We start from the raw sequence: 26,044 nt of genomic DNA, 5'->3' as shown, positions 1-26,044 counted from the left end.
GTATATGGAGCACCAGGCCCCATATACCCTTTGTCACAATTGATGTTACTTACTCAAAATGAGCCCACTTAATCTGAATGTCTCCAAGTCCAGACATCACAACATCTTTCAGCTGCTTGTCTTGTACCCAAGCGTTTGTATAGAAGTAGATTGGTGCCACTGGCATTTCATCCATAAAGATACCTTCTGCTTTTTTCAACATTTCCAGACGTTTTTTAGGATCTGTTTCTTTTTGAGAGTCAATTAATAACTTTTTATATTCTGGATTTTCCCAGTTTGTATCATTGTTTCCGCCTTTTTTATCACGGAATAATTCTAAGAAGTTGATTGGATCGTTAAAATCTCCTAACCAGCCCATACGTCCAACTTGATAATCTCCTTGGTGTAATTTTTCAATGTAAACAGCCCACTCAGAGTTGTCTAACTGTACTTTAATACCAAGGTTTTTCTTCCACATATCTTGAACAGCTTGTGCAATTTTTGCATGTTTTTCATCCGTGTTGTATGAAACCTTAATTGCTGGCAGTTCTGAAGCATCTTTAAGGCCCATTTCTTTCAAGCCTTTTTCTAAATATTCTTTTGCTTTTTTCACATCATTGTCTTTGAAATAGCCTTTTTTGTTGTCTTCAAACATTGTTGGTGGTACAGCCGCCATCGCTGGAACTGAACCGTCTTTTGTAATTTGTTCTGTAATACCTTTACGATCAATTGCATAAGCTAATGCTTTACGAATGTTCACATTGTCTAAAGGTTTTTGTTCTGTATTAAACTTGTACCAGTAAGTACCCGCAATCTCTTGAATGTTTAATGAACCGTCTTTCTTTAATTCAGGAAGTGCATCAGCTGGTAATTGACCAGTAGGCATACCCGCCCAGTCTAATTCACCGTTTTTGAACATTGAAAGTTCAGTGTTATTATCATTGATCATGTACATTTCAACTTTTTTAAGTTTTACAGCATCTTTATCCCAATAGTTTTCATTAGGAACTAACTCGATTTTGTCATTATGTTTCCAAGCTTTAAGCTTGAAAGGACCGTTTGACGTATAGTTTTCGCCCGCATTTGTATACCATTTTTCATTTGATTCAGCAATTTTCGTATTCACTGGGAAGTACGTATAGAAAGCTGTTAATTCTAAGAAATATGGCGTTGGGTTTTCTAATGTTACCTCAAGCGTTTTATCATCTGTTGCTTTAACGGCAACATCATCTAATGAACCTTTTCCTTCATTGGCAGCTTGTGCATTCTTAACATAGTATAATTGATATGCATATTGAGATTCGTTTTTAGGATCTAACGCCCATTTCCATGCATATTCGAAATCTTTTGCTGTTACAGGGTCACCATTTGACCATTTTGCATCGTCACGAATCGTAAACGTATATTTAGTTTGATCATCGCTGACCTTCACATCTTTCGCCATTGCATTTTCAGGTTTTCCATCTTTACCGATACGAGTTAAACCTTCGAATGTTTGTAATAATACGTTTGATGACGTTGAATCATTAGCTAAGCCTGGGTTAAGTGAAAAAGGCTCAGTTTTAATGTTTAAGCGAAGCTCTTGCTCTTTTTTCTTATCGCCGCCATCACTGCTAGCGTTTTCACTGCCACCAGATTCTTTGTTAAACCCGCATGCAGCTAAAAACAAGCTCATGACAAGCAGCAAACTGAAAAGAATCGACAACCTTTTCTTCATTGCGTATTACCCCCTATTAAATTTTGTTTGTGTGGCAACCATATTTTTTGATATTCACTAATTTCTTAATCCTCTTTCAATACAAAATAATCAGTTATTTTTTCGTGTAGTAGAGCGTTAAAGACCTCACTGCAAAATTATTCTTCTACTCTATGAAACTGTCATCAATTGTTTACATGCTGTAAATCTAATGTATGCGCTTAATATGTAGAAGACTCATTCATTACAAAATTCGCTAATTGAAACAAAACATTTTCTATTTTGTGTTTTCTGAAAAATTAAGAAATTGTAATACCTTTGTAAAAAATATGTTTGTTACGCCTATTATAAATATTTTAAAAATTTATTGCAATACTATTATTTAATGGTATTTTTCTGTCACGAGGGAAAAAACCTTATCCTATAAGGATTGTGCCTACTTGTCAGACGTCTAAAATCTTTTTTGTAGTATAGGTATTACAATAGTATTACAAAGTCATTAGAAATACTAAATAAAAGATTTTTACCAAATCCTACACCAAATTTTCATCAAGAAATGCTTTAATTAAAAGGTTCTTGTCTTTTTTTGTCGCTGAAAAATTCCAGTAAATTGTCTTATAAAACTTTTTAGCGATAAGATGTTTAAATTCCTGCTTTTTCGCGTTATAATAACGAATAACTATATAATTAAAGCTGTGAAAAAGAGTAGTATGCAGAATTTTCATTTTTAGAGAGTTTGTGGCTGGTGAAAACAAACATTGAAACCTGCAGAATGGACTTTGGAGCTTTCAAGTGCAAAGCTTGAACGTTGACCTCAACGTTATATGAATAAAGATAGTTCACAATTATGTGTGCTAATTAGGGTGGCAACGCGGTCCATTCGCCCCTAGCTTATGCTAGGAGCGGATGGGCCTTTTTATGTTGTATTCGTAAATTAGCATCATATATGTGCAGATGAAAGGAAGATTTGATGAAAACAATTTTTTCAGGTATTCAACCAAGCGGTACAATCACTCTAGGTAACTACATTGGAGCGATGAAGCAATTTGTTGAACTTCAACATGACTATAACTGTCATTTTTGTATTGTAGATCAGCATGCGATTACAACGCCTCAAGATCGTTTAGCACTTCGTAAAAACATTCGCAGCCTTGCTGCTCTGTATGTAGCAGTAGGAATTGATCCAGCAAAATCGACTTTATTTATTCAATCAGAAGTGCCCGCCCACACAGAAGCGGGATGGATGTTACAGTGCGTAGCGTATATCGGTGAACTTGAACGTATGACTCAGTTTAAAGATAAGTCCGCTGGAAAAGAAGCAGTATCAGCAGGATTACTAACTTATCCTCCATTAATGGCAGCGGATATTCTTTTATACAACACCGATTTGGTTCCAGTTGGTGAAGATCAAAAGCAGCATTTAGAATTAACGCGCGATTTAGCTGAGCGCTTCAACAAAAAATACAATGATATCTTCACTATTCCTGAAGTACGTATTCCAAAAGTGGGCGCACGCGTCATGTCTCTTCAAGATCCTACGAAAAAAATGAGCAAGTCCGATCCAAACCAAAAAGCTTTCATTACGCTCTTGGATGACGCAAAAACAATTGAAAAGAAAATCAAAAGTGCCGTAACGGATTCAGAAGGTATTGTTCGCTATGATAAAGAAAATAAGCCAGGTATTTCAAACTTATTAAGTATTTATTCAATCCTAGCCAATAAATCGATCGAAGACATTGAAGCAATGTACGAAGGCAAAGGTTATGGTGACTTTAAAGCTGACACAGCTAAAGTGGTAGCTGAAGCACTCGCTCCAATTCAAGAAAGATATTATGAATTAGTTGATTCTAGCGAGCTAGATGATATTTTAGATCAAGGTGCCGATAAAGCAAATGCAACGGCTAATAAAATGCTTCGCAAAATGCGAAACGCAATGGGAATTGGCCGTAAACGTTAAAAAAACGACTGCTATGCAGTCGTTTTTTTTTAATTAACTTTTGGCTCTTGTTCAATTTCCCAAAGTTTTTCAAAGAAAGGTTGTCCTTTTACTAAGCGCTCGCATAATAATTTATGTTTCGGTGACCACCCTGACTTCGTTTCATCGTATAGCTGATTCCATACGTCTTGAAACGACATCTCTTGAATATCTTCGTATTTCGTTGGATTCCACTCTGTGTACCAGTAGCGGATTTGAGCTGTATTTTTTGTTGTATGTAGCTGATCAAGTGCCATAAATAAAAGCTGTTTTAGCTGACGTTCTTTACGTGTTAGTCCTCTCATCGTTTCAGGAGACGGCGAAAGAATATGATGCTCTTTTTTATTCAGCTCGTCTTCACTGAACTTATATTCTAGCTCTTCTTGATCCGCAATCATCTCATAGACTAACTGCTCTTGTCTTGGAATTAAGCGGCTTTTTCGAATCGGAATATGATATCCCATCGTATCAATTGCTAAAATATTCGTTCCATCTGTAACGATAAAACAATATTCAACCTGCGTGCGTTCATGATTTTTCCGAATGTATGCTTTCTGATAGACATCTTGTAGTAGTTGTTGAGGTAGCTCGGAAAGATCATTTTCAATGTAATGAAATAAAAGCGGATTTACTTTTAATAATGGTGCTTGATCGAGCAGTTCTACACAATCGTCTTTTCTCCACTCATGGAAATGACACACATTATAACCGTTTTCTTCGCCTTCAAACCAATTAACCCATACATCATGAAGATATAGCATAATTTACCCCTCACTTACTATCTGTTTGTTATCCATCAGTATAGGCAGAGAAAGGAATTTTTATTCCAAATGATGTTATCTTTCTAAAAATTAATTGTAAAATGCCTTCGTTTTTGGCTATTATTCAAATGCACTTATTTCGAAGCTAAGATATAACGCCAGTGCTAATGATTGCTAAAGGCTTCATGAGCTATATCCACCCCTATAAGCAGAAAAAAATCCGAGTTTCTTCTATAGTAATAGGTTTGTCAGGAGGTCTGACAAACTTAAAAAAATCTATCACACTTTTGTGATAGATTTTTAACGAAGAGATTTGGGATTCAAAGCATCTTTTAATCCTTCACCAATGAAGTTGATAGCTAGGATTGTAAATGTAATAGCTAAACCTGGCGGAACCCACATCCAAGGCTTATTCTGCAGCACATCTGATTCCCTTGCTTCTGTCAGCATATTCCCCCAGCTTGGCGTATCAGCCGGCACTCCAAAACCGATAAAGCTAATCGCTGACTCAAACACAATAAGAATAGCCATCTGCAAACTGGCTTGAACCACAATCGTTGAAAACACATTTGGCAGCAAATGTTTAAAGATGATTTTAAACGGGCTGCACCCAATGGAAACAGCTGAAAGCACATATTCATTTTCTTTTTCAGCCAAGACTTTGCTTCGAACCAGCCGGGCCGTACTTCCCCAGCTTAAGAAACTAACAACTAGGATGAGCGTCCAAACGCCTGAGATCTTTCCAATTAGGATTGTATTTAACACTACAACGAAAACAATTAGCGGAAAGTTTAATACAAAATCTGTAAAACGCATTAAGAATTGATCCACTTTGCCTCCGTAATAACCCGCAATCGACCCAATAAGAGTTCCGATTAAAATAACAAGTGTTGTACAGGCAACTCCAATCAGTAACGAAGTTCTTCCTCCATACAATGTACGTGCAAATACGTCTCGCCCATTTGTATCCGTTCCAAACCAATGCTCACTAGAAGGCCCTGCATTCATCGCCATATAGTCGATACGTGTAATATCTGCTTTTGTAAGCAACGGTGCAAAAATGGCAAGAAGCGTAATCACAATCATGAAAGCTAAACTTATCATGGCTAGTTTATTTTTAACAAACTTCTTTCGCGCAATCGCCCATGGAGAAAGGTTTTTAGGAGCTTTCATATTCACTTCTGGCTGTACATCTTTTTTCGTTACAATTTCCATACTTTCTCCTCCTAATCCAAACGAATACGCGGATCTGCTACGCCGTATAACAAATCAGCAACTAGATTCCCAACCAGTGTTAAAATTGAAAACAACATTGTAAGCGACATCATAACTGAGTAGTCACGAGTTGCTACAGAGTCAACAAACAACTTTCCGATTCCTGGATACGTAAAGATCGTCTCTGTAATGATAGAACCGCTAATGATTGTTACAAGATCAAACCCTAAAAAAGTGATAAGAGGAATCATTGAATTGCGTAAAATATGAACATTATAAATTTTAGATTCTTTTGTTCCTTTTGCTCTAGCAGTGCGCACAAAATCTTTGCGACTGTTTTCAATAATGTCATTGCGCAAAAATTGGGTATACTGCGCGGTCGACATCAAGCCAAGAATCAGCGCGGGTAATATAACGTGATGAATTCTACTTTGAATAAATTCCCATGACCCCTCTTTCAATCCTACTTCAACAGAACCGCTAAATGGAAACCAACCTAACTGAAAGGAAAATAAATAAATGCCTACGATCCCTGCGATAAACGATGGAACCGCTAATGCAAAGTAATTATATCCTGCAATAAAGTTATCTGCTAAGGTATACGGTTTTCTTCCTGCATACATACCTAAAATAAATGCAAACACATACGTAATCAAAAGCGAAGTCAAAGCTAAAAAGATAGTATTAGGCATACGCTCTAAAATAATATCTAATGTCGGTAACTTATGAGTTGTTGACTTTCCTAAATCTCCTTGTGCTACGCCCTTTACCCAGTTCCAATATTGAACGTAGATAGGATCGTTATATCCTAGCTTATCACGCATTTCCTCAATGTATTTTGGATCTGTATTACTAGGGTTGATTTCTCCCCCAAAAGGGTCCCCTGGCATCATTTTTGCCAGGGAAAACACAACAAAGGAGATCAGAATCAACATTGGAATCATCCCTAAAATACGTCTTAGTGAGTATTGCAGCATCGTTGACTCTCCTTTACATGTAAAATACTTATTCCGTTACAGACCATTTCTCCGGATCTACAACTACCGTTGATGGATCTAGAGTTACGTTTTTCACACGCTTATTCACAGCATAAATATTGATATTTTCCCATAAAGGAAGCGCTGGCAGCTGCTCATTAAAGAATTTTTGCCATTTTACATATACATCTTTACGGTATTTATCATCAAATGATTTTTCACTCAAACCGTCTTTAAGCATTTCATTAGATTCCTTATTTACCCAACGGCCATAGTTCCATTCAGCATTAGAGCTCCATAATCCTGTAGGATCTGGATCTGAGCCAGTGTCCCAAGAACCAAAGAACGCTTCTAACGCCTTATCGTCGTTATCTTTCATTTCATTGTACAAGTTAAATTCAACAAGTGAACCCGTTGCTAATTTTGTTTTAATACCAATATCATTCCATGCTTGCATAATAGCTTTCGCACGACCCTCGAAGTTGGCTGGACCAGCATAGTGGCCGAATGAGATGGTAAATGGTTTTCCGTTTGGATCTTCTACAAAACCGTCATTATTCTTATCTTTATAACCAGCTTCAGCTAATAATTTTTTAGCTTTTTCTGGACTATACTTGTACTTTGTTAAATCTTTTTGGTCAGCAGCAATCCAGAATACAGACGGAATAACTGTGTTAGAAACAACCGCTTTGTCATTCATAAATGCTTTTACCATTGCTTTTCTATCTATTGCATAAAGCAATGCTTGACGAAGTTTTAGATCTTTGAACTTTTCGTAATCATCTACGTTTTTACCAGCCTTTTGATCACGATGTCCAAATCGTAGACCAATATACGAATAACTAGTTGATTTCCCTTCCAAAAAGTCTAAGTTTTCTGCTTTTTCAACTTGCCCTAAATCAGCTGGACGAACATCCATAATGTCGACATCGCCTTTTTTCAATGCTCCGGCGGAAACAGATGGATCCAGTACTTTTACAACAACACCATCAAGATGAGGTTTACCTTTCCAATAATCATCATTACGCTCCATTTGGACATATTCACTCGCTACCACTTTTTTCACTTTAAACGGTCCAACACCAATAGGCTCTTTACGAACTTGTTTGGACTCTGCAAGATCTTTTACAGCAATTCCTTCATAGTACTTTTTCGGCATTGGATACGGCCATAGATTGTCTAAGTTATTTACACGAACTTCTTTAAATGTTACTTTAAATGTTTGCGGATCTACTACTTCAACTCCGGAAATAGAATCCGCTTTGCCGTCGTGATATTCTTGAGCGCCTTTAATGTGCTCAACGTTTACATAGCGTGGACCTGTATAGTCTTTATCGGCAATCGTTTCATACGTATATTTAAAATCATCTGCAGTTAATGGATCTCCATTATGCCACTTAATCCCCTTTTTTAATTTAAACGTGTAAGTTAGTTTATCACCACTCACGTCCCAATTAGCTAAGTCAGATTTAATCTTTAATTTCTTATCATAAGTAAAGAGACCTTCATTGATAAATTCTAAGATTTGGCTATCGTATGCACTGCCATACAATGCGTACTCAAAAAGCCCTTCCGGTGCTCCGTCAATCCCATACGTAATCGTTCCGCCATCTTTTGGCTTGTCTGTTTTTGCACCTTCAGTTTTTGTTTCTCCGCCTTCTTTATTACTAGAAGATGAAGAACTGCTTCCACCGCTGCATGCCGCTAGAAAAAGCGATAGCACAAGCAAAATGGAAACAATTGATAAAAACGATTTCTTTTTCATCATGACGTTCCCCCTATTTAACTAATAATCTGTTCGTATGTAGCTTTTACGAGTTATATAAATGGCAAGCTACTTGATGGCCAGGTCTCACCTCCTTTAAGGCAGGTTTCGTTTGGCTGCACTCTGCCATGGCATGTATACAGCGAGGATGAAACGCACAGCCTTTTGGCGGATCAATTGGACTTGGCACATCTCCCTGTAAAATAATACGCTGTTTGTTCTTTCGTGGATCTGGTTCAGGTATAGCCGATACAAGCGCTTGCGTATAAGGGTGCAATGGCTCTGCGTATAGGCTTTTCTTATCAGCAATTTCTACTAAACCGCCTAGGTACATAACACCGATACGGTCACTCATATGTTTAACAACACTCAAATCATGGGCAATAAATAAAAAGGTTAGGTCGAATTCTTGTTGAAGTTCTTTAAGAAGGTTTAAAACTTGTGATTGGACAGAAACGTCGAGTGCCGATACCGGTTCATCAGCAATAATAAGTTTTGGACGAAGTGCAAGTGCACGTGCAATTCCAATCCGCTGACGCTGTCCACCGGAAAATTCGTGAGGATATTTATAGTATGCATCTTCCGGTAACCCTACTTTTGTAAGTAGATTCATAACTTCTGATTTTAATTGATTGGTTGATTTTCCTGTAAAATTCCGAATTGGTTCAGAAATAACATCTCCAACCATTTGCATTGGATTGAGGGAAGCATAAGGATCTTGAAAAACCATTTGGAAATCTTGTCTGATTTTACGGAGAGAAGTTCCTTTTACTTCTGTGATATCTTTACCATCGAAAATAATTTTTCCGCTAGTTGGTTCCAACAGTCTTAGAATCGTTCTTCCTGCCGTGGATTTTCCACAGCCAGATTCTCCTACCAGTCCGAGCGTTTCTCCTTTTCGAATAGCAAAAGAAATACCGTCAACTGCTTTTACATCACCAATTTTCTTTCGAAAAAATCCGCCGTGAATAGGATAGTAGGTTTTTAAATGCTGAACTTCTAGCAATACATCTTTCATCGCTTTAGTCATTAGCTTGTCTTCACTCCTTTTGACGGATAGCTATTTTTATACAGCAGACATGCGACATCATGCTCCTTTGAATCCTGGCGAAGAACAGGCGTAACGGAACTGCAGTCTTCCATTGCATGAGGACATCGGTTAACGAAACGACAGCCTGTCCGCGGCATGTTTACAAGAGAAGGCACAATTCCTTTGATCGTATTTAATACTTCTACATCATCTTCCATGCGTGGAATTGAGTGAAGAAGCGCTTTCGTGTATGGATGTTTTGGGGCATAAAATAACGTATCAACATCTGTATGCTCAACAATTTTTCCGCCATACATGACAATCACTTCATCACACATCTCAGCAACTACTCCTAAATCATGTGTAATCATAATAATAGACATATCATTGCTTTCTTGAATTTCTTTTAGCAATTCTAAAATTTGAGCTTGAACCGTAACATCTAGGGCCGTTGTCGGCTCATCAGCAATTAAAAGTTTAGGCTGACAAGCTACCGCCATGGCAATCATGACACGTTGCCTCATTCCTCCTGACAGCTGATGCGGATATTCATCGATGAGCTTTTCGGATCTCGAAATACCAACGCTTTTTAAAAGCGCAATGCTTTTTTCACGCGCTTCCGCTTTCGATATATTCATATGGTTAAATAATACTTCCTGCAGCTGATACCCAATGGTTAACACAGGATTAAGGGATGTCATCGGTTCTTGGAAAATCATTGAGATGTCTTTCCCCCGAACATCATTCATCTCATCTTCTGATAAGTGCGTAAGATTCTTTCCGTTAAATAAAACGCTTCCGCTTCTAATTTGACTATTTACTTTAGGTAATAGCCCCATAACAGATAAAGACAATACGCTTTTTCCACAGCCAGATTCTCCGACAACTCCTACAATTCGCTTTCGCCCGACTTGAAACGACACGTCGTCCACAGCATTATGCCAGGAATCATTAATGGAAAAAGCAGTTTGTAAATTTTTCACTTCTAGTAAAGGTGTTGATTCGACGGGCTTTTTATCCATTTATAGTGCACACCTCATTTTTCTAAAAATTGTTATATTTGAATAAGATATTATTACAATTTCATTACAAAATCAATATATTTTGAAAATTAATTATATTTTTTATTTTTAAAATAATGATTTCTGAATATCTCTTCGGCACTTTAACGCATAAACTTCCTAATTTTTTGTTGAAAATAGGAGAAAATTTACTATTTTTAACTTTAGGTATATAGAACTTGTTTTTTTACAGTTGGAACGCAGATTTTTTTAAGATAGTATTGGTGCTAAGAGGAAGCAGCTGGGTAGTAGTTAAAGTGTGAGGCTTCATACATGAAGTAACAAGATGATAACCAATATTGTAGCCCATCATTTCTGGATACCAATTTTGGCCGAATAACAGTTGATCATATTTTTTTTCGTCAGCGCGCAGATTGTAATAGGGTTTAACATGCTTTTCCCACATTTTTTTAGCTTCTTCAATGGTATAATAATTTGTCCAAGGAGCTAAATATTTTTTACCACAATACTCCTCTACAGCTCTTTCAGCTAACCCTTCCATCATCATAGCGTCTAACAAAGTAATCGTTTCATCAGATTTATTAATGGCTTTTAGCCTGCAAACGTGATGGTATTCATGGGTAAGTACCGCTAACATTTCTTCATCGGATGTATGACTTGTCATAAACACAAATAATTTATCGGTAAAAGCTACACCTGCTCTTCCGTTAAATTCACGCTGCATTTTTCGATTTCTAGGATTGCTTGGAAGCACTAGCACCGCTACATCGGGCCCATTCCATGCTTTTTTAAGCTTCTCATAATGTGCTTTAACTTTCTTCCAAACCTGTCTTTTCTTCATTTCTTCTAATTCTTTTATAAACATTAAAGAAGGCGGACACATTCCATAGTTAAAAAGTAATTCCATATATTCTTTTTCTTTTAATTTCTTAAAATAGCGCGCAAGATAACGGCTTATTTCTTTCGGCTCCGTCCAAGTAGAAGTTGAAACAATCGGCATGTTTTCCCCTCACTTTCTTCATCCTTTTATTTCATGATATGTTCACAGCTACTCTTTTGGTTATTAGAAATAAAAAAAATTCTAGGCATCAGCCTAGAATTTTTTATTATGCTTCGTATTTTTTAAAGATGATAGTTGCATTATGACCGCCAAATCCAAGTGAGTTGCTTAGCACCGCTTTTACTTCTTGCTTACGCGCTTTGTTTGGAATGTAGTCTAAATCGCACTCTTCATCAGGTGTTTGATAGTTAATTGTTGGAGGAAGAATACCATCTTGAATTGCTTTCACACTAAAGATAGCTTCTACTCCGCCAGCAGCTCCTAACAAGTGGCCAGTCATTGACTTTGTTGAACTAATTGCTACTTTTTGAGCGTGGTCACCAAATACTTCTTTAATAGCCATTGTTTCAAATTTATCATTGTATCCTGTACTTGTACCGTGAGCATTGATGTAATCAATATCACTTGGCTGTAGGCCTGCATCTTCAATCGCATGACGCATTGCACGAACGCCGCCTTCTCCTCCTGGAGCTGGCGCTGTGATATGATGAGCATCTCCAGTTGAACCATAGCCCACAATTTCAGCATAAATACGTGCGCCGCGCGCTAGTGCATGTTCAAGCTCTTCAAGCACAATAACACCCGCACCTTCTCCCATAACGAAGCCGTCGCGGTCTTTATCAAACGGACGAGATGCTGTTGCAGGATCTGGATTTGTAGAAAGTGCTTTATTCGCACAGAAACCAGCAATAGATAAACGCGTGATTGGCGCTTCCGTACCGCCCGTCACCATCACGTCTGCATCTCCGCGTTGAATTACTTTAAACGCATCACCAATAGAGTTTGTACCTGTTGCACATGCCGTTACCGTACAAGAGTTCACGCCTTTCGCCCCTAAAGCAATAGAAACTTGTCCTGTTGCCATATCAGGAATCATCATCGGAATGAAGAATGGACTTACACGGCGGGCACCTTTTTCTAATAACGTTGAATATTGGTTTTCAAACGTTTCCATACCGCCAATTCCAGAACCAATCCAAACGCCGACGTTTGGAGCAATTTCTTCTGTAATAGTCAAATCCGCATCTTTAACAGCCGCCAATGCAGCTACCATTGCATATTGAGTAAAGCGATCCATCTTACGAGCCTCTTTACGGTCAATAAAATCTTCCACGTTAAAATCTTTTACTTCAGCTGCTACTTTAGCCGGGAATTCATCTGCATCTAGTCTTGTTAAAGGACCAACGCCAGACACGCCTGCTACTGCGTTTTTCCAAGCTGTTTCCACGTCATTTCCAATTGGTGTAAGCCCACCAAGTCCTGTTACAACTACACGTTTTTTATTCATCGTACATTCATCTCCTTCAGTTGCTTTAAAAATGTAGTGTTATTTTCCCCATCTAATAGCAATAGCTCCCCATGTTAAGCCGCCTCCGAAGCCAACCATTACAATTAAATCATCATCTTGAATTTTCCCTGCTTCAAGCTCATGAACAATTGAAATTGGAATCGATGCTGCTGATGTATTGCCGTAGTATTGGATTGTTTTAGACATTTTTTCTTCAGGTAAGTCTAATCGCTGTCTTGCAGCTTCCATAATACGAATATTCGCTTGATGAGGTACAAGAAAATCAACATCCTCTTTTGTTAAACCTGCTTTTTCAATTACATTAACAGCAGATTCCCCCATTTGTCGAACAGCAAACTTAAATACTTCACGTCCGTTCATGACAATATGATCAAGCTCGTTTTGATACAAGTGCTTGCCTCCCGTACCGTCGGACCCTAGTTCAAAGGATAAAATACCTCGTCCTTCTGATACAGGTCCCATTACAACTGCACCTGCTCCGTCTCCGAATAAAACAGCCGTGTTACGGTCGTCCCAATCTGTAATCTTAGAAAGCTTTTCTACACCGACCACTAATATATGCTTGTAAGCATTGGTTTCAATAAATTGCTTAGCTGTAATCATGCCGTACATAAACCCTGCACATGCGGCACTCACATCGTAAGAAGCTGCTTTTTTTGCTCCCAATTTTTCTTGTAGCATACATGATACTGTAGGAAACGGTTGATCTGGCGTTACCGTAGCAACAATGATCATGTCAATATCTTCTGCCTCGACGTTAGCTTTATGTAAAGCTTCAACTGCTGCTTTATAAGCTAAATCAGATGTGTCCTCGTTATCGGCTGCAATTCGGCGCTCTTGAATACCTGTGCGCGTACGAATCCACTCATCTGATGTATCCATTACTTTTTCAAGATCTAAATTTGTTACAACTTTCTCTGGTACATAACGTCCAATTCCTAGAACACCAGCGTTCATATCAACCTCTCCTTTAAATAAAAGGCTTATATTCCTATAAAACCTATATCCGTCATTTCATTTATCGATTATATAATCAATTATTATGAGTTGGTACTAATTTTACTTCATTTTTTATTTTTTGTCTATATAGGTGTTCGTCCTACTCAGGTATCTATCATGCTACATATAGTGATCATACGGGACCCTCTTACTCTAGTATGGGACATTAGGTAAGAACTTACCCACCATTAAAATAATGAAAGGAATGAGTATCATGGCAAGAAGACAAAGAAATGAAGCTTTTTCTGATTTTATGTTTGGAGCTGGGCGCAGAAAATCAAGAGAAGAAAGAGAGCGAGAGGAGTGGGAAAGATTATTTAAACAAATCGATGAAATTGTACTCGCCGTCGAAGAACTAGCTCCTCTGCTTAAACAGTTTGCCCCTTTAGTCGATTTATTTTCCAAACAAAAATAACAGCTCGGATTCTACCGAGCTGTTTTCTTTAGTTGTTTTCATTTTCAGCTAATGCATCTTGCTTGCCAAGCTCATAGGCATCGTTCATTACTTTTGTTAGTAATGTCAATACCGGCTGCACGTGTTCCATCGATAACTCAACGCCTGTTTCATCTAAAATCTGCTTTGCTTCTGGCAAGTACTTCATTGCAATTTGCATGAATTGCATATTTTGCTCTTCCATAGTGAAATCTCCTTTATTAAAAACATTTATTCCTCCTTATATTAGCGAATCTATTCTATAAGTACAACTTTCTCCTTTTAATGAAGAGGTAAAAAGAATGTTCTCATATGTTTTTTTTGCAGATAAATGCCTTCTTTAGCCGTTACTCTTGAAGAAAAATGCAGCAGTTCTTTCGCTTTCCTGCTGATTTCATATTTTTCTTGAGCCGCTTCTTCCTTCACCTCCATATGAGTAATGTTTGCTCCTGCGCTCCAAGGCTGTAACTTTTCTTCAACTAAATGAACCACTTCATATGAATATGCAGCAGTTTTACAGCGTCTAAGTGCACTGATGGCATCTTCAATATAAATAATAAAATCCGTGCCTTCCATAATGTTAAATGCCTCTTCGTACCCGGCAATATTTTTAGAATAGCACATTGACAAAGGCTGCCAAGGTCCGTAAAGAGTCGGCGTTCTGACAATTATAATGGGCCATCCGTCATCTTTATACTTCTCTATCATTCGCTCAAAATGAACGTATAGTCTTCCTTCACTACTGTCCGGTTCTGGAATCATTGTTTCTTCAATCTTTCGCTGCTGGTCTCCAAATACGCGCATGGTAGAAACAAACACAAATCGAATGTTGAATTGACGGCATTTGTTAAGAGCTTGAATGAGCACTTGCTGCGCTTTTTGCATTTTTTGTCTTAAAAAATCAGGATGATAAAAATCTCCTCCATCGAAATACGTGAAGTAGACAATATCCGTTTCTGAGGTAATCATATCTAATGAATCTCCTATTTCAGTCGATACATAATTAGCGTTTCTCCCTAAGAAAAATTTCATCTCTTCTTGCAAATCATCTTCTTCTTTATGAGCAGAATGTGTATATCCTTTTACTTCTGTACCTTCGTCTAAAAAAGCTATACATAAATGAAAACCAATAAAGCGGTTTGCCCCTATTACTACTACATTTCCCATATCGCTTCCTCCAATTCTTCATTCATCATTTATTCAACAAAAAGCTTAAAGCCCTATAGTTATAGAGAATACTCATTCCTTATTTCAAAGAAGGTTATCTGTGAAAGCATCATGAACTCTTTTTTTCCTTTTATCTCTTATACAAAAAGCCCCTATGATATGTATAATCATAGAAGCTTTGCTTATAACACTTTTTCATACTGTTTATAAAATTGGAGAAGGGACCGTTCAAACAAATAGTTTTTTTCCGGCAAATAAAGTGAAAGCATAATCGGAGAGTGAAGTTCTTCACGATGTAGTTCATATTTTTTACTGTGTGCAATTGGATAATGAGTAGAGGCATTAGGCGCGGTCCATATCTTCACCGGCAGCGTTGATTTTAATTCCGTAACAGAAGGGTACTCCTTAATTAGCTTTGATACTTGCTTCCGCTCTACTTTATAAGCTTGAGTCAAGTCTTTCGTGAATTGTTTATAAAAGAATTTATTGTTTTTTTCATGTTCTGCATGCGTATGAAGATCAATACATGGATTTAATAAACAAACTGATCGAATGAACGTATCCCCATCATTCTCCATTAGCTGCAGCGCTAACAGGGCCCCCATTCCTTCAGCTAAAATATGAATTCGTTTATTTAAAATTTCTTGTTTCATTACTAAATGATAAAGTTGTTTTGCAAGGTGATATGCTTCAGGAGACCCCCAATGCCGGCCATATAAATTGGAATAAAATACTGTGTATCCTTCATCTTGTAAACATTGCAACAGCTGTGACCTTCCGCCGTGCTGAATCCATAAGCTAGTTGAACTTTCAACAAAATGATCTTTATCACCCAATACTAACACACCGAAACCATTCGGTCGTTCAGGGACATGTACGACATTCCATTGCGTATCTAAGCTAAAAAAGCGTCGATGTATCATAGCTCTTCCTCCGTAACTTACTAGTTGTTCCATACAGTGTATGATAGAACCATCAAAAAGCGCACTAGAATAATGCCTATTTCTGACTTATTGCTCTTTTGTTTCTATATGGGAACACGCCCCTTATTTATTCATAAAAAATTCAATTTCTTATTTGACTGCTATATGCTAAAATGAAATCAAACTGTACTGTAAACGAGGTGAATAGAATGCGTGTCGTAATGGCTTTTGTTTGGGGCTTTTTACTAATGAATATGGCAGTGTACGTAATCTCTGCAATGACGGGTGGTACTTACAGTTTCGCAACCGCTTCCATCCTTGGAGTAGTTTTCACGCTAGTTGTAATTTTGATTGGAGAACTGGGTGTACCGAATAAACCAGCAAATAATCACCACTAAAAAGTGTTGGCTGTAAAGCCAGCGCTTTTTTTATCTTTTGGCATAAGCACTTCTCAGCAATTTCTTTCGTTAACTCGTATTCAAAACGAATGACTGAAGCTACTTTTTTTACATTTATATACATTCATAATCATTGATTATGCCAGACTTCAACTGTATAATTTTTGAATAATCAAACTATTAATTGTAGGAGTGAATACTGCTGTGACTGAAGAAAAAATTGGTTTTATCGGAACAGGCGTTATGGGTCAAAGCATGGCCGGGCATTTAATTGACGCAGGATATGAAGTCCTTGTTTATACACGAACAAAAACTCGTGCTCAAGCACTACTTGAAAAAGGGGCCAAATGGAAAGAAACCGTTCAAGAAGTGGCCGAACAATCTGATGTTATTATCACCATGGTAGGCTACCCTCACGATGTAAAAGAGATTTATTTAGGAAAAGACGGCATTATACATAATGCAAAGAAAGGCTGCTATACAATTGATATGACGACATCGAGCCCTATACTTGCTCGTGAGATTTATCAAGCAGCAAAAGAGAAGCACATTCATGCGCTTGACGCTCCTGTTTCAGGAGGAGATATTGGGGCTCAGAAAGCAACCTTAGCGATTATGGTAGGAGGCGATTCTGAAGCATTCTCTGCCGTTACGCCTATACTTGAAAAAATGGGGACAAATATCGTTCTTCAAGGAAGCGCTGGTGCTGGTCAACATACAAAAATGTGCAATCAAATTGCTATTGCCTCTAATATGATGGGTGTATGCGAAGCTATACTTTATGCTGAAAAAGCCGGATTAGATCCAAATACCGTTCTAAAAAGTATTGAAACAGGCGCAGCGGGAAGCTGGTCGTTAAGTAATTTAGCTCCTCGCATGATTAAAGGAGACTTCGAACCAGGTTTTTATATTAAACACTTCATTAAAGATATGAAGATTGCCATTGAATCAGCTGAAGAAATGGAGCTGTATACACCAGGGCTAAAATTAGCAAAATCGCTTTATGAACAGCTCGAAAAACAAGGCGATGATAATAAAGGAACACAGGCTCTGTATATCCTTTTAAAACAGCATGCCCTAACTGTATAAAAACAGGCAGCTCATTACGAGCTGCCTGTTTTTATTAATGATTTACGCTTCATTTAACGAATTCATAAAACGACTGAATGCGAGCTGCCCTTCAGTATTTTGTTTAAACACACCTGCATGTTCTAAAATAGTTGCAAAGACCAAACCGAGCTCTTGTTGGAGAATACTTTGGACATTTTCCGCTTCAATATGTGGATATTTTTTCTTGATTTTTTCGGCCCACTTCACGTGTTTTTGCACTTGATCATGTCTGCTGGCTAACTCGCTCAGATTATTCTGAACTAACCCTTTGGCCACTAGACTCATTTCGTCTTTCAAACGACCGGGTAAAACCGCAAGCCCCATTACTTCGATTAAACCTATGTTCTCTTTTTTGATATGATGAACTTCTGCATGCGGATGATAAATTCCATCTGGATGTTTGCCGTTTGTTCTATTGTTTCGCAGTACTAAATCTAATTCGTACAAATCTCCTCTTTTCCGAGCAATAGGCGTCACCGTGTTGTGAGGAGTTTGATCTGTAAAAGCTAAAATACCAGCACTTTGATCACTATATGATTTCCATTTCTTCAAAATGAAATCCGCTGCTTCCACTAATGGTGCAAGGTGCGAACTTTGAAGACGAACGACCGACATCGGCCAATGAACAATTCCAGCTTTCACGTCTGGATATGCTTTAAGAGAGAACAATTTATTTATTTTTGCTTTAGCCATAGGAAAATCATGATAGCCGCCTTGAAAGTGGTCATGAGTTAAAATAGATCCTCCTACGATGGGTAGATCTGCATTTGATCCTAAAAAATAATGTGGAAATTGTTCAACGAAGGCAAGCAGCCGCTTAAACGTTTGCTTTGAAATATGCATGGGTGTATGTTCACTCGCAAAAACAATGGCATGTTCATTATAATAAACATAAGGTGAAAACTGCATGTACCACAGCTCTTCCTGCAATTCCACAGGAATAATCCGGTGATTTTGACGAGCTGGGTGGTTAATACGACCTGCATAACCAGCATTTTCTTTACAGAGAAGACACAGCGGATAGTTGCTTTCCTTCAATGATTTGCTTGCTGCAATTGCTTTTGGATCTTTTTCCGGCTTTGATAAGTTGATAGTAATTTCAAGTTCTCCAAAGTCAGTGTTTGTTACCCATCTTTCGTTTTTAGCAATTCGATCTCTTCGAATATAGTGAATGTCTTTTGACAGCTTATAATAATAGCTTGTGGCTTTTTGGGGGCTTTGCTGATAGTGATCATAAAATGTCCGATTAACCTCTGAAGGCATGCTTGCAAAGCATCCCATTATTTTGGTATCAAATAAATCTCTATACGTAATAGAATTCTCGGCGATTCGATTGTTTTCTGCAGCCCAATCAAGCATGTTGTCTAAAATAGCAGCTGGATGTTCCAGACGTTCTTCTTTGACTTCTACTACAATACATTCGTCGAGCTTTAACACTTCCAGCAGTTTATTTCTCACCACATCTATATCCCATTCTGTTAATAGATTCTTTTGTAAACCATATTGAATAAGTCGGGTGATTTCTTCATGAATGTTGACTGACATACACTCGTTCCTTTCTCTATCTGTTTTCTCTTATACTGCTTCTAATGTGAGTTCACGCGCTCCTTCTCCAACCGTAACCACATAAAATTCAGCTTCTAAACTCGTTTTCTCATAATAGGTATTCCTTACTTTTTCAACAAACCTATCAACCTGTGCTTTTTGTACGATGCTAATTGTACAGCCGCCAAAGCCTGCACCTGTCATGCGTGATCCAATCACACCTTCTTGCAACCAAGCTGCTTCTACAAGAGCATCTAATTCTTTCCCACTTACTTCATAGTCATCTCGCAGTGAGCAGTGCGATTCATTCATCAATTGACCAAACCCTTTTAAATCACCGTTTTGCAATTTAGCAACCGCTTCTTTTGTGCGTTCATTTTCATATACCGCATGTTTAGCGCGCTTACAATCTACTTCGTTTTGTATCAAAGATTTATGCTTTTCAAATTGTTCTTTGGTTAAATCACCAAGCGAATTAATGGAAAGTGACGTTTGTAAATCTGACAGCGCTCTTTCACACTCCATGCGGCGTTCATTATATTTTGAATCTGCCAGCCCTCTTCGCTTATTTGTGTTAGAAATAACGAGCACAGCATCTGTTAATTGCAGCGGGCTATATTGGTATTCAAGAGTTTGACAGTTTAACAATACGGCTTGATTTTCCTTTCCCATTCCAATTGCAAACTGATCCATAATCCCGCAGCTTACGCCGATAAATTCATTTTCAGCTTGCTGCGCCATTTTTACAAGGTCCATCATATCAATATTCAATTCAAGAATTTTATTTAAAAGTACGCATGTGACTAACTCAATTGATGCTGATGATGAAAGCCCTGCTCCGTTAGGAATGTTGCCAAAAAACAAGATATCAAAACCAAAAGGAAGATCATATCCGTGCTTTTTAAAGGTCTCCATTACTCCTTTTGGATAATTAGCCCAATCATCTTCGGTTTTGTACGTTAATTGCTCTAAAGAGGATTCAATGACGCCTGCTTCAGAGAAGTTTTTAGAGTACATACGTATTTTTCGATCATGACGTTTTTGTACTACCGCATACGTTCCTATACTCAATGAACAAGGAAAAACATGCCCTCCATTATAATCAGTATGTTCTCCAATTAAATTGACACGTCCTGGCGCAAAAAAGCAGCGAATAGCTTCTGACGAATGAAATATTTGTTTGAACTCTTCGATTAATTTTCCCAGCATTTATTATCACCTATTTTAAGTAGTTTTTTGGAAACGGATTCATATGTACATTGTAAAGTCCAATTTTCTTTGCCTCAATGGTAAAATTCCTATTGATAATCGGTACTTTTTTGCTTATCACTTTAAAAATGATCCTTTTGAATTGACGATGAACTACTCTTGCGCCAAAAAGATGTTATCTTTATGTGAGCCTTGACTTGCAAATTATAAGAAAATAATAAGATTTAGAGACATTCCCTAAAAATAATCACGATATTTTCAAAAAATTATAGAAAAATGAAAGCGATTACGTTAAAGTAAGAATTAAGTACTACTTTATTTCAAAAAGAAGGTGAAAATTTGCTCTCACATTTCCAAGCTCAAGAATATTCAACGTACGCATACAGGTTTTTAGAATCCCGCACAAATGAAGTTGCGCAGCTATGGTCTGTTGGGTGGGATGAAGTTTTCTCTCCCCTTTATAACTGGAGCGGAAATCAGCGAAAAGACGTAGGGAAATATATTTTTCAATACACGGTTTCTGGGTACGGGATGATTGAAATAGATGGACAAGAATATAAAGTGGATGCTGGGAAAGCATTCATCGTCAATATACCTGGAAATTATCGCTATTACTTACCAAAGGAAAGTGAAAACTGGGAGTTTATTTTTCTTACATTATACGGAGATGAAGTACAAAAATGCTGGGATTATATTCAGTCAACCCACTCCCCTGTAATTAGGTTTCATCCTGAATCAGCACCTGTTCAGCTGCTTGCTCAAATATATAAGCGGGCAAGTGAAAAACATATAGCAGATCCATTTCATGCCTCAAGCTTATCTTACCGCTTTGTAATGGAGCTGTACCAATATATTAAAAGCATGGACAGTTTTACAGAAGATTGGCCTGAAAGTATCATTAGCTCTATTTTATTTGCCCGTAATCATTATCATGAAGAAATCGGTCCGGATGAAATGGCAGATGCAGCTCATTTATCTCGCTATCATTTTAGCCGGTTATTCAAACAAACAACTGGGATTACGCCGATTCAATATTTAACGAAGCTTCGCATTCAAAAAGCGGCCGAGCTATTGCATCAAACCAAGTACTCAATCGAAGAAATTGCTGAAAACGTCGGCTATGCAAATGCCAATTATTTAACAAAAGTATTTCGCAAAACAACCAATATGACACCCGGGCAGTATCGAAAAAGTGATGCATCCATTGATGAGCACTTTGCATTGCCAAAATAAAAACGACTTCCATAAAAGGAAGTCGTTTTTATTTTTTATCGGGAATTTCTACTACCACAGAACCTTTTTCGTAAATAAAAGTCAATTTTTTACCCGGGATAATCATATTTTCTAAAATATCTCGTGCAGCTTGAAGTGCAAACTCTGTCCGTTCTGCCTTTTCCTGCACTTCTTCATTTTCAGCTTGAAGCTCATTTTTATCCAGCGCTCTTATTTTAGTTAATGCCTGATCTATAAAATCGTATGCTTCGTCATATATAAGCTCTATACGGTCCTTCATGTGCTCATTCATGCTCCTTTGCCCATTTTGTATTATCATAAATGAATTAGATATATTCTACAACCTAAAACTGAATAAGTTTTTACGCTTAGCTCTCACGTATTTTCTTTCATTTCTTTTTATTTATTTTAAAAGAAGAGTTGCTTTTAATAGCAAAAAAAGACCATTCAATTTATCATGAATGGACTTTTTAGAAAACTTATACGCTGACAACAAACTCATCATCTTTTACATCAACTGTCACTTGACTATAATCTTCAATTTGCCCTGCAATTAATTCTCTGGCAATTTTTGTTTCAATATATTTTTGAATAAACCTTTTTAAAGGGCGAGCTCCATATACCGGATCAAACCCGGAGGCTGCAATATAATTTTTTGCTTCTTCTGTTAATGTTAACGAAATATGACGATCGGATAAACGCTTTTCAAGCTGAAGCAATAGCTTATCAATAATCCCTTTTACTTCATGAACAGTTAGCGGTTTGAATAAAATCGTGTCGTCTACTCGATTTAAGAATTCTGGACGAAAATGCTGTCTTAATTGAGCCATCACTTGCTCTCTGGCTTTTTCAGTAATCTCGCCTTCACTTGTTAAACCGTCTAATAAAAATTGAGAACCGATATTCGACGTCATAATAATGACTGTATTTTTAAAATCAATGACTTTTCCTTTTGAATCTGTTGCTCTTCCATCATCTAGTATTTGAAGGAGCACATTAAATACTTCGGGATGTGCTTTTTCAATTTCATCCAACAAAACGACTGAATAAGGCTTGCGTCTCACCGCTTCCGTTAGCTGGCCGCCTTCTTCGTATCCTACATAGCCAGGAGGCGCTCCTATAAGCCTAGAGACCGCATGCTTTTCCATGTACTCAGACATATCAATACGAACCATTTGTTCTTCACTGTCAAATAAAGAATGTGCCAACGTTTTGGCTAGCTCCGTTTTTCCTACTCCGGTAGGTCCTAGGAAAATAAATGATCCAATCGGACGGTTTGGATCTTTAATGCCTGCCCGTGCGCGAATCACAGCATCCGTCACTAAGGATACGGCTTCGTCTTGTCCAATCACACGCTGCTGTAAAATTGACTCAAGCTTCAACAGCTTTTCTCTTTCCCCTTCAACTAGTTTTGATACCGGAATTCCCGTCCATCTTCCTACAATTTCAGCAATTTCTTCTTCTGTTACTTCTTCTCTTAACAAACGGTTTTCTTGTGCTTTTTCAGCAGCTGTTTCTTCCAGCTGTTTTAGTTCTTTTTCAAGAGCTGGAATGCGTCCGTGGCGAAGTTCAGCTGCTTTATTTAAATCATATTTCCCTTCAGCTTCTTCTAGGTCTCGCTTCGCTTTTTCAAGCTGCTCCCGGACATCTTGCACCGTTTGAATCGACTGCTTTTCTTTTTCCCACTGCAGCTTCATTGTATCTGCACGTTCTCTTAAATCAGAGACTTCTTTTCGAATTGCCTCTAACCTTGTGATGCTTGCTTGATCTGTTTCTTTACTTAATGCCGCTTCTTCAATTTCAAGCTGCATGACACGTCGTGTAACTTCATCTAATTCTGATGGCATCGAATCAATTTCTGTTCGAATAGTTGCGCATGCTTCATCAATTAAATCAATTGCTTTATCAGGTAAAAAGCGATCTGAGATATAACGATCAGACATAACCGCTGCTGAAACAATCGCTCGGTCATGAATGTTTACACCGTGATGAATTTCAAATCGTTCTTTTAAACCACGTAAAATAGAGATTGTATCTTCTACTGAAGGTTCTTCAACCAGCACCTGTTGAAAGCGTCTTTCAAGCGCTGGATCTTTTTCAATATACTGACGGTACTCATCAAGAGTTGTAGCTCCTATACAGTGAAGTTCTCCTCTAGCAAGCATTGGTTTTAAAATATTCCCTGCATCCATCGCTCCATCCGTACGGCCTGCGCCAACGATTGTATGAAGCTCATCAATGAATAAAAGAATTTGACCGTTGCTTTTCTTAACTTCTTGAAGAACAGCTTTTAAACGTTCTTCAAATTCTCCTCTGAATTTCGCTCCTGCTACTAAAGCTCCCATATCTAATGAAAAGATGGTTTTATCTTTTAATCCTTCAGGCACATCTCGGCGAACAATACGCTGTGCTAGTCCTTCGACAATAGCTGTTTTACCAACGCCAGGTTCTCCGATCAAAACTGGATTATTTTTTGTTTTTCGCGATAAAATGCGGATAACGCGGCGAATTTCTCCATCTCGTCCAATGACTGGATCAATGTTCCCTGCTCGTACTTCTGCTACTAAGTCTCTTCCATATTTAGCTAACGCTTCATATGTGACTTCCGGATTTTGACTTGTAATTCGCTGATTTCCTCGAAGGCTGGTAAGCACATCTTGCAGAGCTTTTTTTGTTATACCGTGACTTGAAAATAACTTGCCATATTCACTAGAAGACGGTTCCTGTGCTAATGCTAAAAAGATGTGCTCAACTGAAACATAATCATCTTGCAGACGGGATGCTTCTTCTTGAGCTTTAACAAACAGCTGCTGAAGTTTATTCGTAATATAAACCTTCCCTGCTTCAGCACCACTTCCTGTAACAGCTGGTTTTTTCGCAAGCAATTGATTTACCTGCTGCTGAAAAGATTGATGATCTATATGTAAATGATCTAATATGCGAGGAGCAATACCATCTTGCTGATGAATGAGCGTATAAAGCAAATGAGCAATATCCACTTCCTGCTGATTTCGTTTAATAGCTTCGGACTGCGCTTCCATCACGCCTTCTTGCAATTTTTGGGTCATTTTATTTATATCCATTGAACATCCTCCTTCGATACATTTGACCTTTATTGACCTTTATTTCATTATACCCAGCAATAGGAAAACAAGTAAAGCCATTCAATTTAGAATGGCTTCTTTATTTTTTACTATTTAAGGCTTGCGCATGTACGTCCAGTGGCGATCATCGTTGGCCGTCTCTGGAAAACGCTCTCCTGCTTTTAATTTAACCTTTTGAGGATTATTTACGTTGCTTCCTGTTTCACCAATTTCAATATACACTCCGTTATTAGGAGCTTTTTGACCCGGTGTGAAATGACGATTTTGTCCCATTGTCCTGCCTCCTCATTCCTGAAATGAAATGTTCTCCTATACTATTCCCTTAAGATTTCTGTTTCATAATGGAGATGTTTTCATATTAGGCAGAGAAAAAGAGCAGACCTTTAGATCCGCCCTTTTATGTTAATGAGTAAATTTAATAGCTTGTTCGATTTCAGTTTCTCCAGCTAACATTTCAAACGTTTTTCCTATCGTAGCTTCTTCGTTTAGACATTCTACAAGCACGGCTGCTACATCTGCTCGGGGAATCGTCTTAGATTTATCTTCAATATCATTATTGATATCAATTTTTCCAGTAGCTTGATCATTCGATAAAGTTCCTGGTCGTACAATTGTATACTGTAGATTAGACTGCTTTAGGTATTCATCCGCTATCGCTTTCGCACGCAGGTAAAGCTGTAAACCTTCTGGTCCTTGTTCAGGTGCGTCTGTTCCCATTGAACTTAACATAACAAAGCGCTTTACACCTTGATTTTTTGCTTCATCAATGATATTTTTAGCACCGTTTTGATCTACAGCGATTGTCTTTTCGTCTCCGGTATGTCCTCCAGAACCTGCTGCAAATATGACAGCGTCCATACCTCTTAAAGCATCTGAAACATCTTGCTCCAAGTCAGCAATCACAACGTTGGCACCTAGCTTCTTTAAAGCGTCTGCTTGCTTTTCGTCGCGAATCATCGCATAAGCTTCGTGCTGCTTGCTGTTTGCAACTTTTTCTACCACTTGTTTTCCCGTTGTTCCGTTTGCTCCAACAACTAATACTTTCATCATAAATCACCTTTCGTTCTGTTTAGTATACAAGTGGTGTTCCCTCAATTAATTCCCTTTAAACAAAAAACCCCTTCTGATATTCTC

24 protein-coding genes and 1 other annotated feature are annotated in these 26,044 nt (G+C 37.9%); of the genes, 5 read left to right on the top strand and 19 right to left on the bottom strand.

All coding sequences use genetic code 11. From position 1 onward, the window contains the following. Nucleotides 1-49 precede the first annotated feature (49 nt). Nucleotides 50-1,696: a peptide ABC transporter substrate-binding protein gene (locus ACN6NE_RS14500; RefSeq protein ID WP_129706253.1), complete on the bottom strand. Its 1,647-nt coding sequence runs from the start codon at nt 1,694-1,696 to the stop codon at nt 50-52. A gap of 665 nt (nt 1,697-2,361) precedes the next feature. Continuing rightward, nucleotides 2,362-2,566 (top strand) — a binding site (T-box leader). A 76-nt stretch (nt 2,567-2,642) separates the two neighbouring features. On the opposite strand from ACN6NE_RS14500, the gene trpS reads away from it, so the two are divergent. Then, complete coding sequence (gene trpS, locus ACN6NE_RS14495; protein WP_029324755.1) at nt 2,643-3,632, top strand: tryptophan--tRNA ligase; 990 nt, start codon at nt 2,643-2,645, stop codon at nt 3,630-3,632. 29 nt (nt 3,633-3,661) lie between these two features. Here trpS and ACN6NE_RS14490 read toward each other — a convergent pair whose 3' ends face one another. From ACN6NE_RS14490 to ACN6NE_RS14450, 9 genes are all read right to left on the bottom strand, one after another. Next, on the bottom strand, nt 3,662-4,411 hold the full coding sequence (locus ACN6NE_RS14490) for a YjbA family protein (RefSeq protein ID WP_013055412.1): 750 nt from the start codon (nt 4,409-4,411) through the stop codon (nt 3,662-3,664). A 300-nt stretch (nt 4,412-4,711) separates the two neighbouring features. Continuing rightward, nucleotides 4,712-5,626, bottom strand: a complete 915-nt coding sequence (opp4C, locus tag ACN6NE_RS14485) for an oligopeptide ABC transporter permease (RefSeq protein WP_129706251.1) — start codon at nt 5,624-5,626, stop codon at nt 4,712-4,714. Between the two features lie 11 nt (nt 5,627-5,637). Beyond that, complete coding sequence (gene opp4B, locus ACN6NE_RS14480; protein ID WP_013055410.1) at nt 5,638-6,603, bottom strand: oligopeptide ABC transporter permease; 966 nt, start codon at nt 6,601-6,603, stop codon at nt 5,638-5,640. 28 nt (nt 6,604-6,631) lie between these two features. Beyond that, nucleotides 6,632-8,371, bottom strand: coding sequence for an oligopeptide ABC transporter substrate-binding protein (gene opp4A / locus ACN6NE_RS14475; RefSeq protein WP_474325744.1), 1,740 nt, complete (start codon nt 8,369-8,371; stop codon nt 6,632-6,634). Between the two features lie 43 nt (nt 8,372-8,414). Continuing rightward, nucleotides 8,415-9,398 carry an ABC transporter ATP-binding protein gene (locus ACN6NE_RS14470; protein ID WP_474325742.1) on the bottom strand — a complete coding sequence of 328 codons (984 nt, stop codon included), beginning with the start codon at nt 9,396-9,398 and terminating at the stop codon, nt 8,415-8,417. Further along, nucleotides 9,398-10,420, bottom strand: a complete 1,023-nt coding sequence (locus ACN6NE_RS14465) for an ABC transporter ATP-binding protein (RefSeq protein WP_129706245.1) — start codon at nt 10,418-10,420, stop codon at nt 9,398-9,400. Before ACN6NE_RS14465 ends, ACN6NE_RS14470 begins: the two co-directional genes overlap by 1 nt. Before the next feature lie 226 nt (nt 10,421-10,646). Next, a complete protein-coding gene (locus ACN6NE_RS14460; protein ID WP_016763040.1) occupies nt 10,647-11,420 on the bottom strand; it encodes a DUF2268 domain-containing putative Zn-dependent protease in 774 nt (257 codons plus the stop codon). Nucleotides 11,421-11,526: 106 nt separating this feature from the next. Continuing rightward, the gene (gene fabF / locus ACN6NE_RS14455) at nt 11,527-12,768 is read right to left on the bottom strand and encodes a beta-ketoacyl-ACP synthase II (RefSeq protein ID WP_013055405.1); all 1,242 of its coding nucleotides are present in this window, start codon (nt 12,766-12,768) and stop codon (nt 11,527-11,529) included. Between the two features lie 39 nt (nt 12,769-12,807). Beyond that, nucleotides 12,808-13,746: a beta-ketoacyl-ACP synthase III gene (locus tag ACN6NE_RS14450; protein ID WP_013081747.1), complete on the bottom strand. Its 939-nt coding sequence runs from the start codon at nt 13,744-13,746 to the stop codon at nt 12,808-12,810. Nucleotides 13,747-14,002: 256 nt separating this feature from the next. Between ACN6NE_RS14450 and ACN6NE_RS14445 the strand changes: the two genes are divergently transcribed. Next, on the top strand, nt 14,003-14,203 hold the full coding sequence (locus ACN6NE_RS14445) for a hypothetical protein (RefSeq protein ID WP_045291919.1): 201 nt from the start codon (nt 14,003-14,005) through the stop codon (nt 14,201-14,203). Between the two features lie 28 nt (nt 14,204-14,231). Here the strand turns inward: ACN6NE_RS14445 and ACN6NE_RS14440 are convergent, their stop codons facing one another. The 3 genes from ACN6NE_RS14440 to ACN6NE_RS14430 all read right to left on the bottom strand — a co-directional run bounded on the left by ACN6NE_RS14440 (nt 14,232) and on the right by ACN6NE_RS14430 (nt 16,311). Then, nucleotides 14,232-14,426 carry a ComZ family protein gene (locus ACN6NE_RS14440; protein ID WP_013081746.1) on the bottom strand — a complete coding sequence of 65 codons (195 nt, stop codon included), beginning with the start codon at nt 14,424-14,426 and terminating at the stop codon, nt 14,232-14,234. Between the two features lie 77 nt (nt 14,427-14,503). Further along, nucleotides 14,504-15,388, bottom strand: a complete 885-nt coding sequence (locus ACN6NE_RS14435; protein WP_474325738.1) for an NAD-dependent epimerase/dehydratase family protein — start codon at nt 15,386-15,388, stop codon at nt 14,504-14,506. Nucleotides 15,389-15,570: 182 nt separating this feature from the next. Then, complete coding sequence (locus ACN6NE_RS14430; RefSeq protein WP_474325736.1) at nt 15,571-16,311, bottom strand: alpha/beta hydrolase; 741 nt, start codon at nt 16,309-16,311, stop codon at nt 15,571-15,573. Nucleotides 16,312-16,520: 209 nt separating this feature from the next. Between ACN6NE_RS14430 and ACN6NE_RS14425 the strand changes: the two genes are divergently transcribed. Further along, entirely contained in the window at nt 16,521-16,709 is a 189-nt protein-coding gene (locus ACN6NE_RS14425; protein ID WP_013055400.1) for a YjzD family protein, read from the top strand. 204 nt (nt 16,710-16,913) lie between these two features. Beyond that, nucleotides 16,914-17,798, top strand: a complete 885-nt coding sequence (locus tag ACN6NE_RS14420; protein ID WP_474325734.1) for an NAD(P)-dependent oxidoreductase — start codon at nt 16,914-16,916, stop codon at nt 17,796-17,798. 42 nt (nt 17,799-17,840) lie between these two features. Here the strand turns inward: ACN6NE_RS14420 and galT are convergent, their stop codons facing one another. Both galT and ACN6NE_RS14410 read right to left on the bottom strand, forming a co-directional pair. Beyond that, the gene (gene galT / locus ACN6NE_RS14415) at nt 17,841-19,364 is read right to left on the bottom strand and encodes a UDP-glucose--hexose-1-phosphate uridylyltransferase (protein ID WP_474325732.1); all 1,524 of its coding nucleotides are present in this window, start codon (nt 19,362-19,364) and stop codon (nt 17,841-17,843) included. Nucleotides 19,365-19,394: 30 nt separating this feature from the next. Then, nucleotides 19,395-20,573: a galactokinase gene (locus ACN6NE_RS14410; RefSeq protein ID WP_129706236.1), complete on the bottom strand. Its 1,179-nt coding sequence runs from the start codon at nt 20,571-20,573 to the stop codon at nt 19,395-19,397. A gap of 339 nt (nt 20,574-20,912) precedes the next feature. On the opposite strand from ACN6NE_RS14410, the gene ACN6NE_RS14405 reads away from it, so the two are divergent. Next, entirely contained in the window at nt 20,913-21,806 is an 894-nt protein-coding gene (locus ACN6NE_RS14405) for a helix-turn-helix domain-containing protein (protein ID WP_013081740.1), read from the top strand. A gap of 28 nt (nt 21,807-21,834) precedes the next feature. Here ACN6NE_RS14405 and ACN6NE_RS14400 read toward each other — a convergent pair whose 3' ends face one another. From ACN6NE_RS14400 to ACN6NE_RS14385, 4 genes are all read right to left on the bottom strand, one after another. Further along, nucleotides 21,835-22,086: a hypothetical protein gene (locus ACN6NE_RS14400; protein ID WP_129706234.1), complete on the bottom strand. Its 252-nt coding sequence runs from the start codon at nt 22,084-22,086 to the stop codon at nt 21,835-21,837. Between the two features lie 199 nt (nt 22,087-22,285). Beyond that, nucleotides 22,286-24,889 carry an ATP-dependent chaperone ClpB gene (clpB, locus tag ACN6NE_RS14395; RefSeq protein WP_192996570.1) on the bottom strand — a complete coding sequence of 868 codons (2,604 nt, stop codon included), beginning with the start codon at nt 24,887-24,889 and terminating at the stop codon, nt 22,286-22,288. Between the two features lie 114 nt (nt 24,890-25,003). Continuing rightward, the gene (locus tag ACN6NE_RS14390) at nt 25,004-25,183 is read right to left on the bottom strand and encodes a YjzC family protein (RefSeq protein WP_013055394.1); all 180 of its coding nucleotides are present in this window, start codon (nt 25,181-25,183) and stop codon (nt 25,004-25,006) included. Nucleotides 25,184-25,312: 129 nt separating this feature from the next. Then, nucleotides 25,313-25,957, bottom strand: a complete 645-nt coding sequence (locus ACN6NE_RS14385) for an SDR family oxidoreductase (protein ID WP_057241305.1) — start codon at nt 25,955-25,957, stop codon at nt 25,313-25,315. Nucleotides 25,958-26,044: the final 87 nt, after the last annotated feature.

The organism is Priestia sp. 53B2, from assembly GCF_056099005.1.
This window is presented reverse-complemented; position numbering and strand designations above follow the sequence as displayed.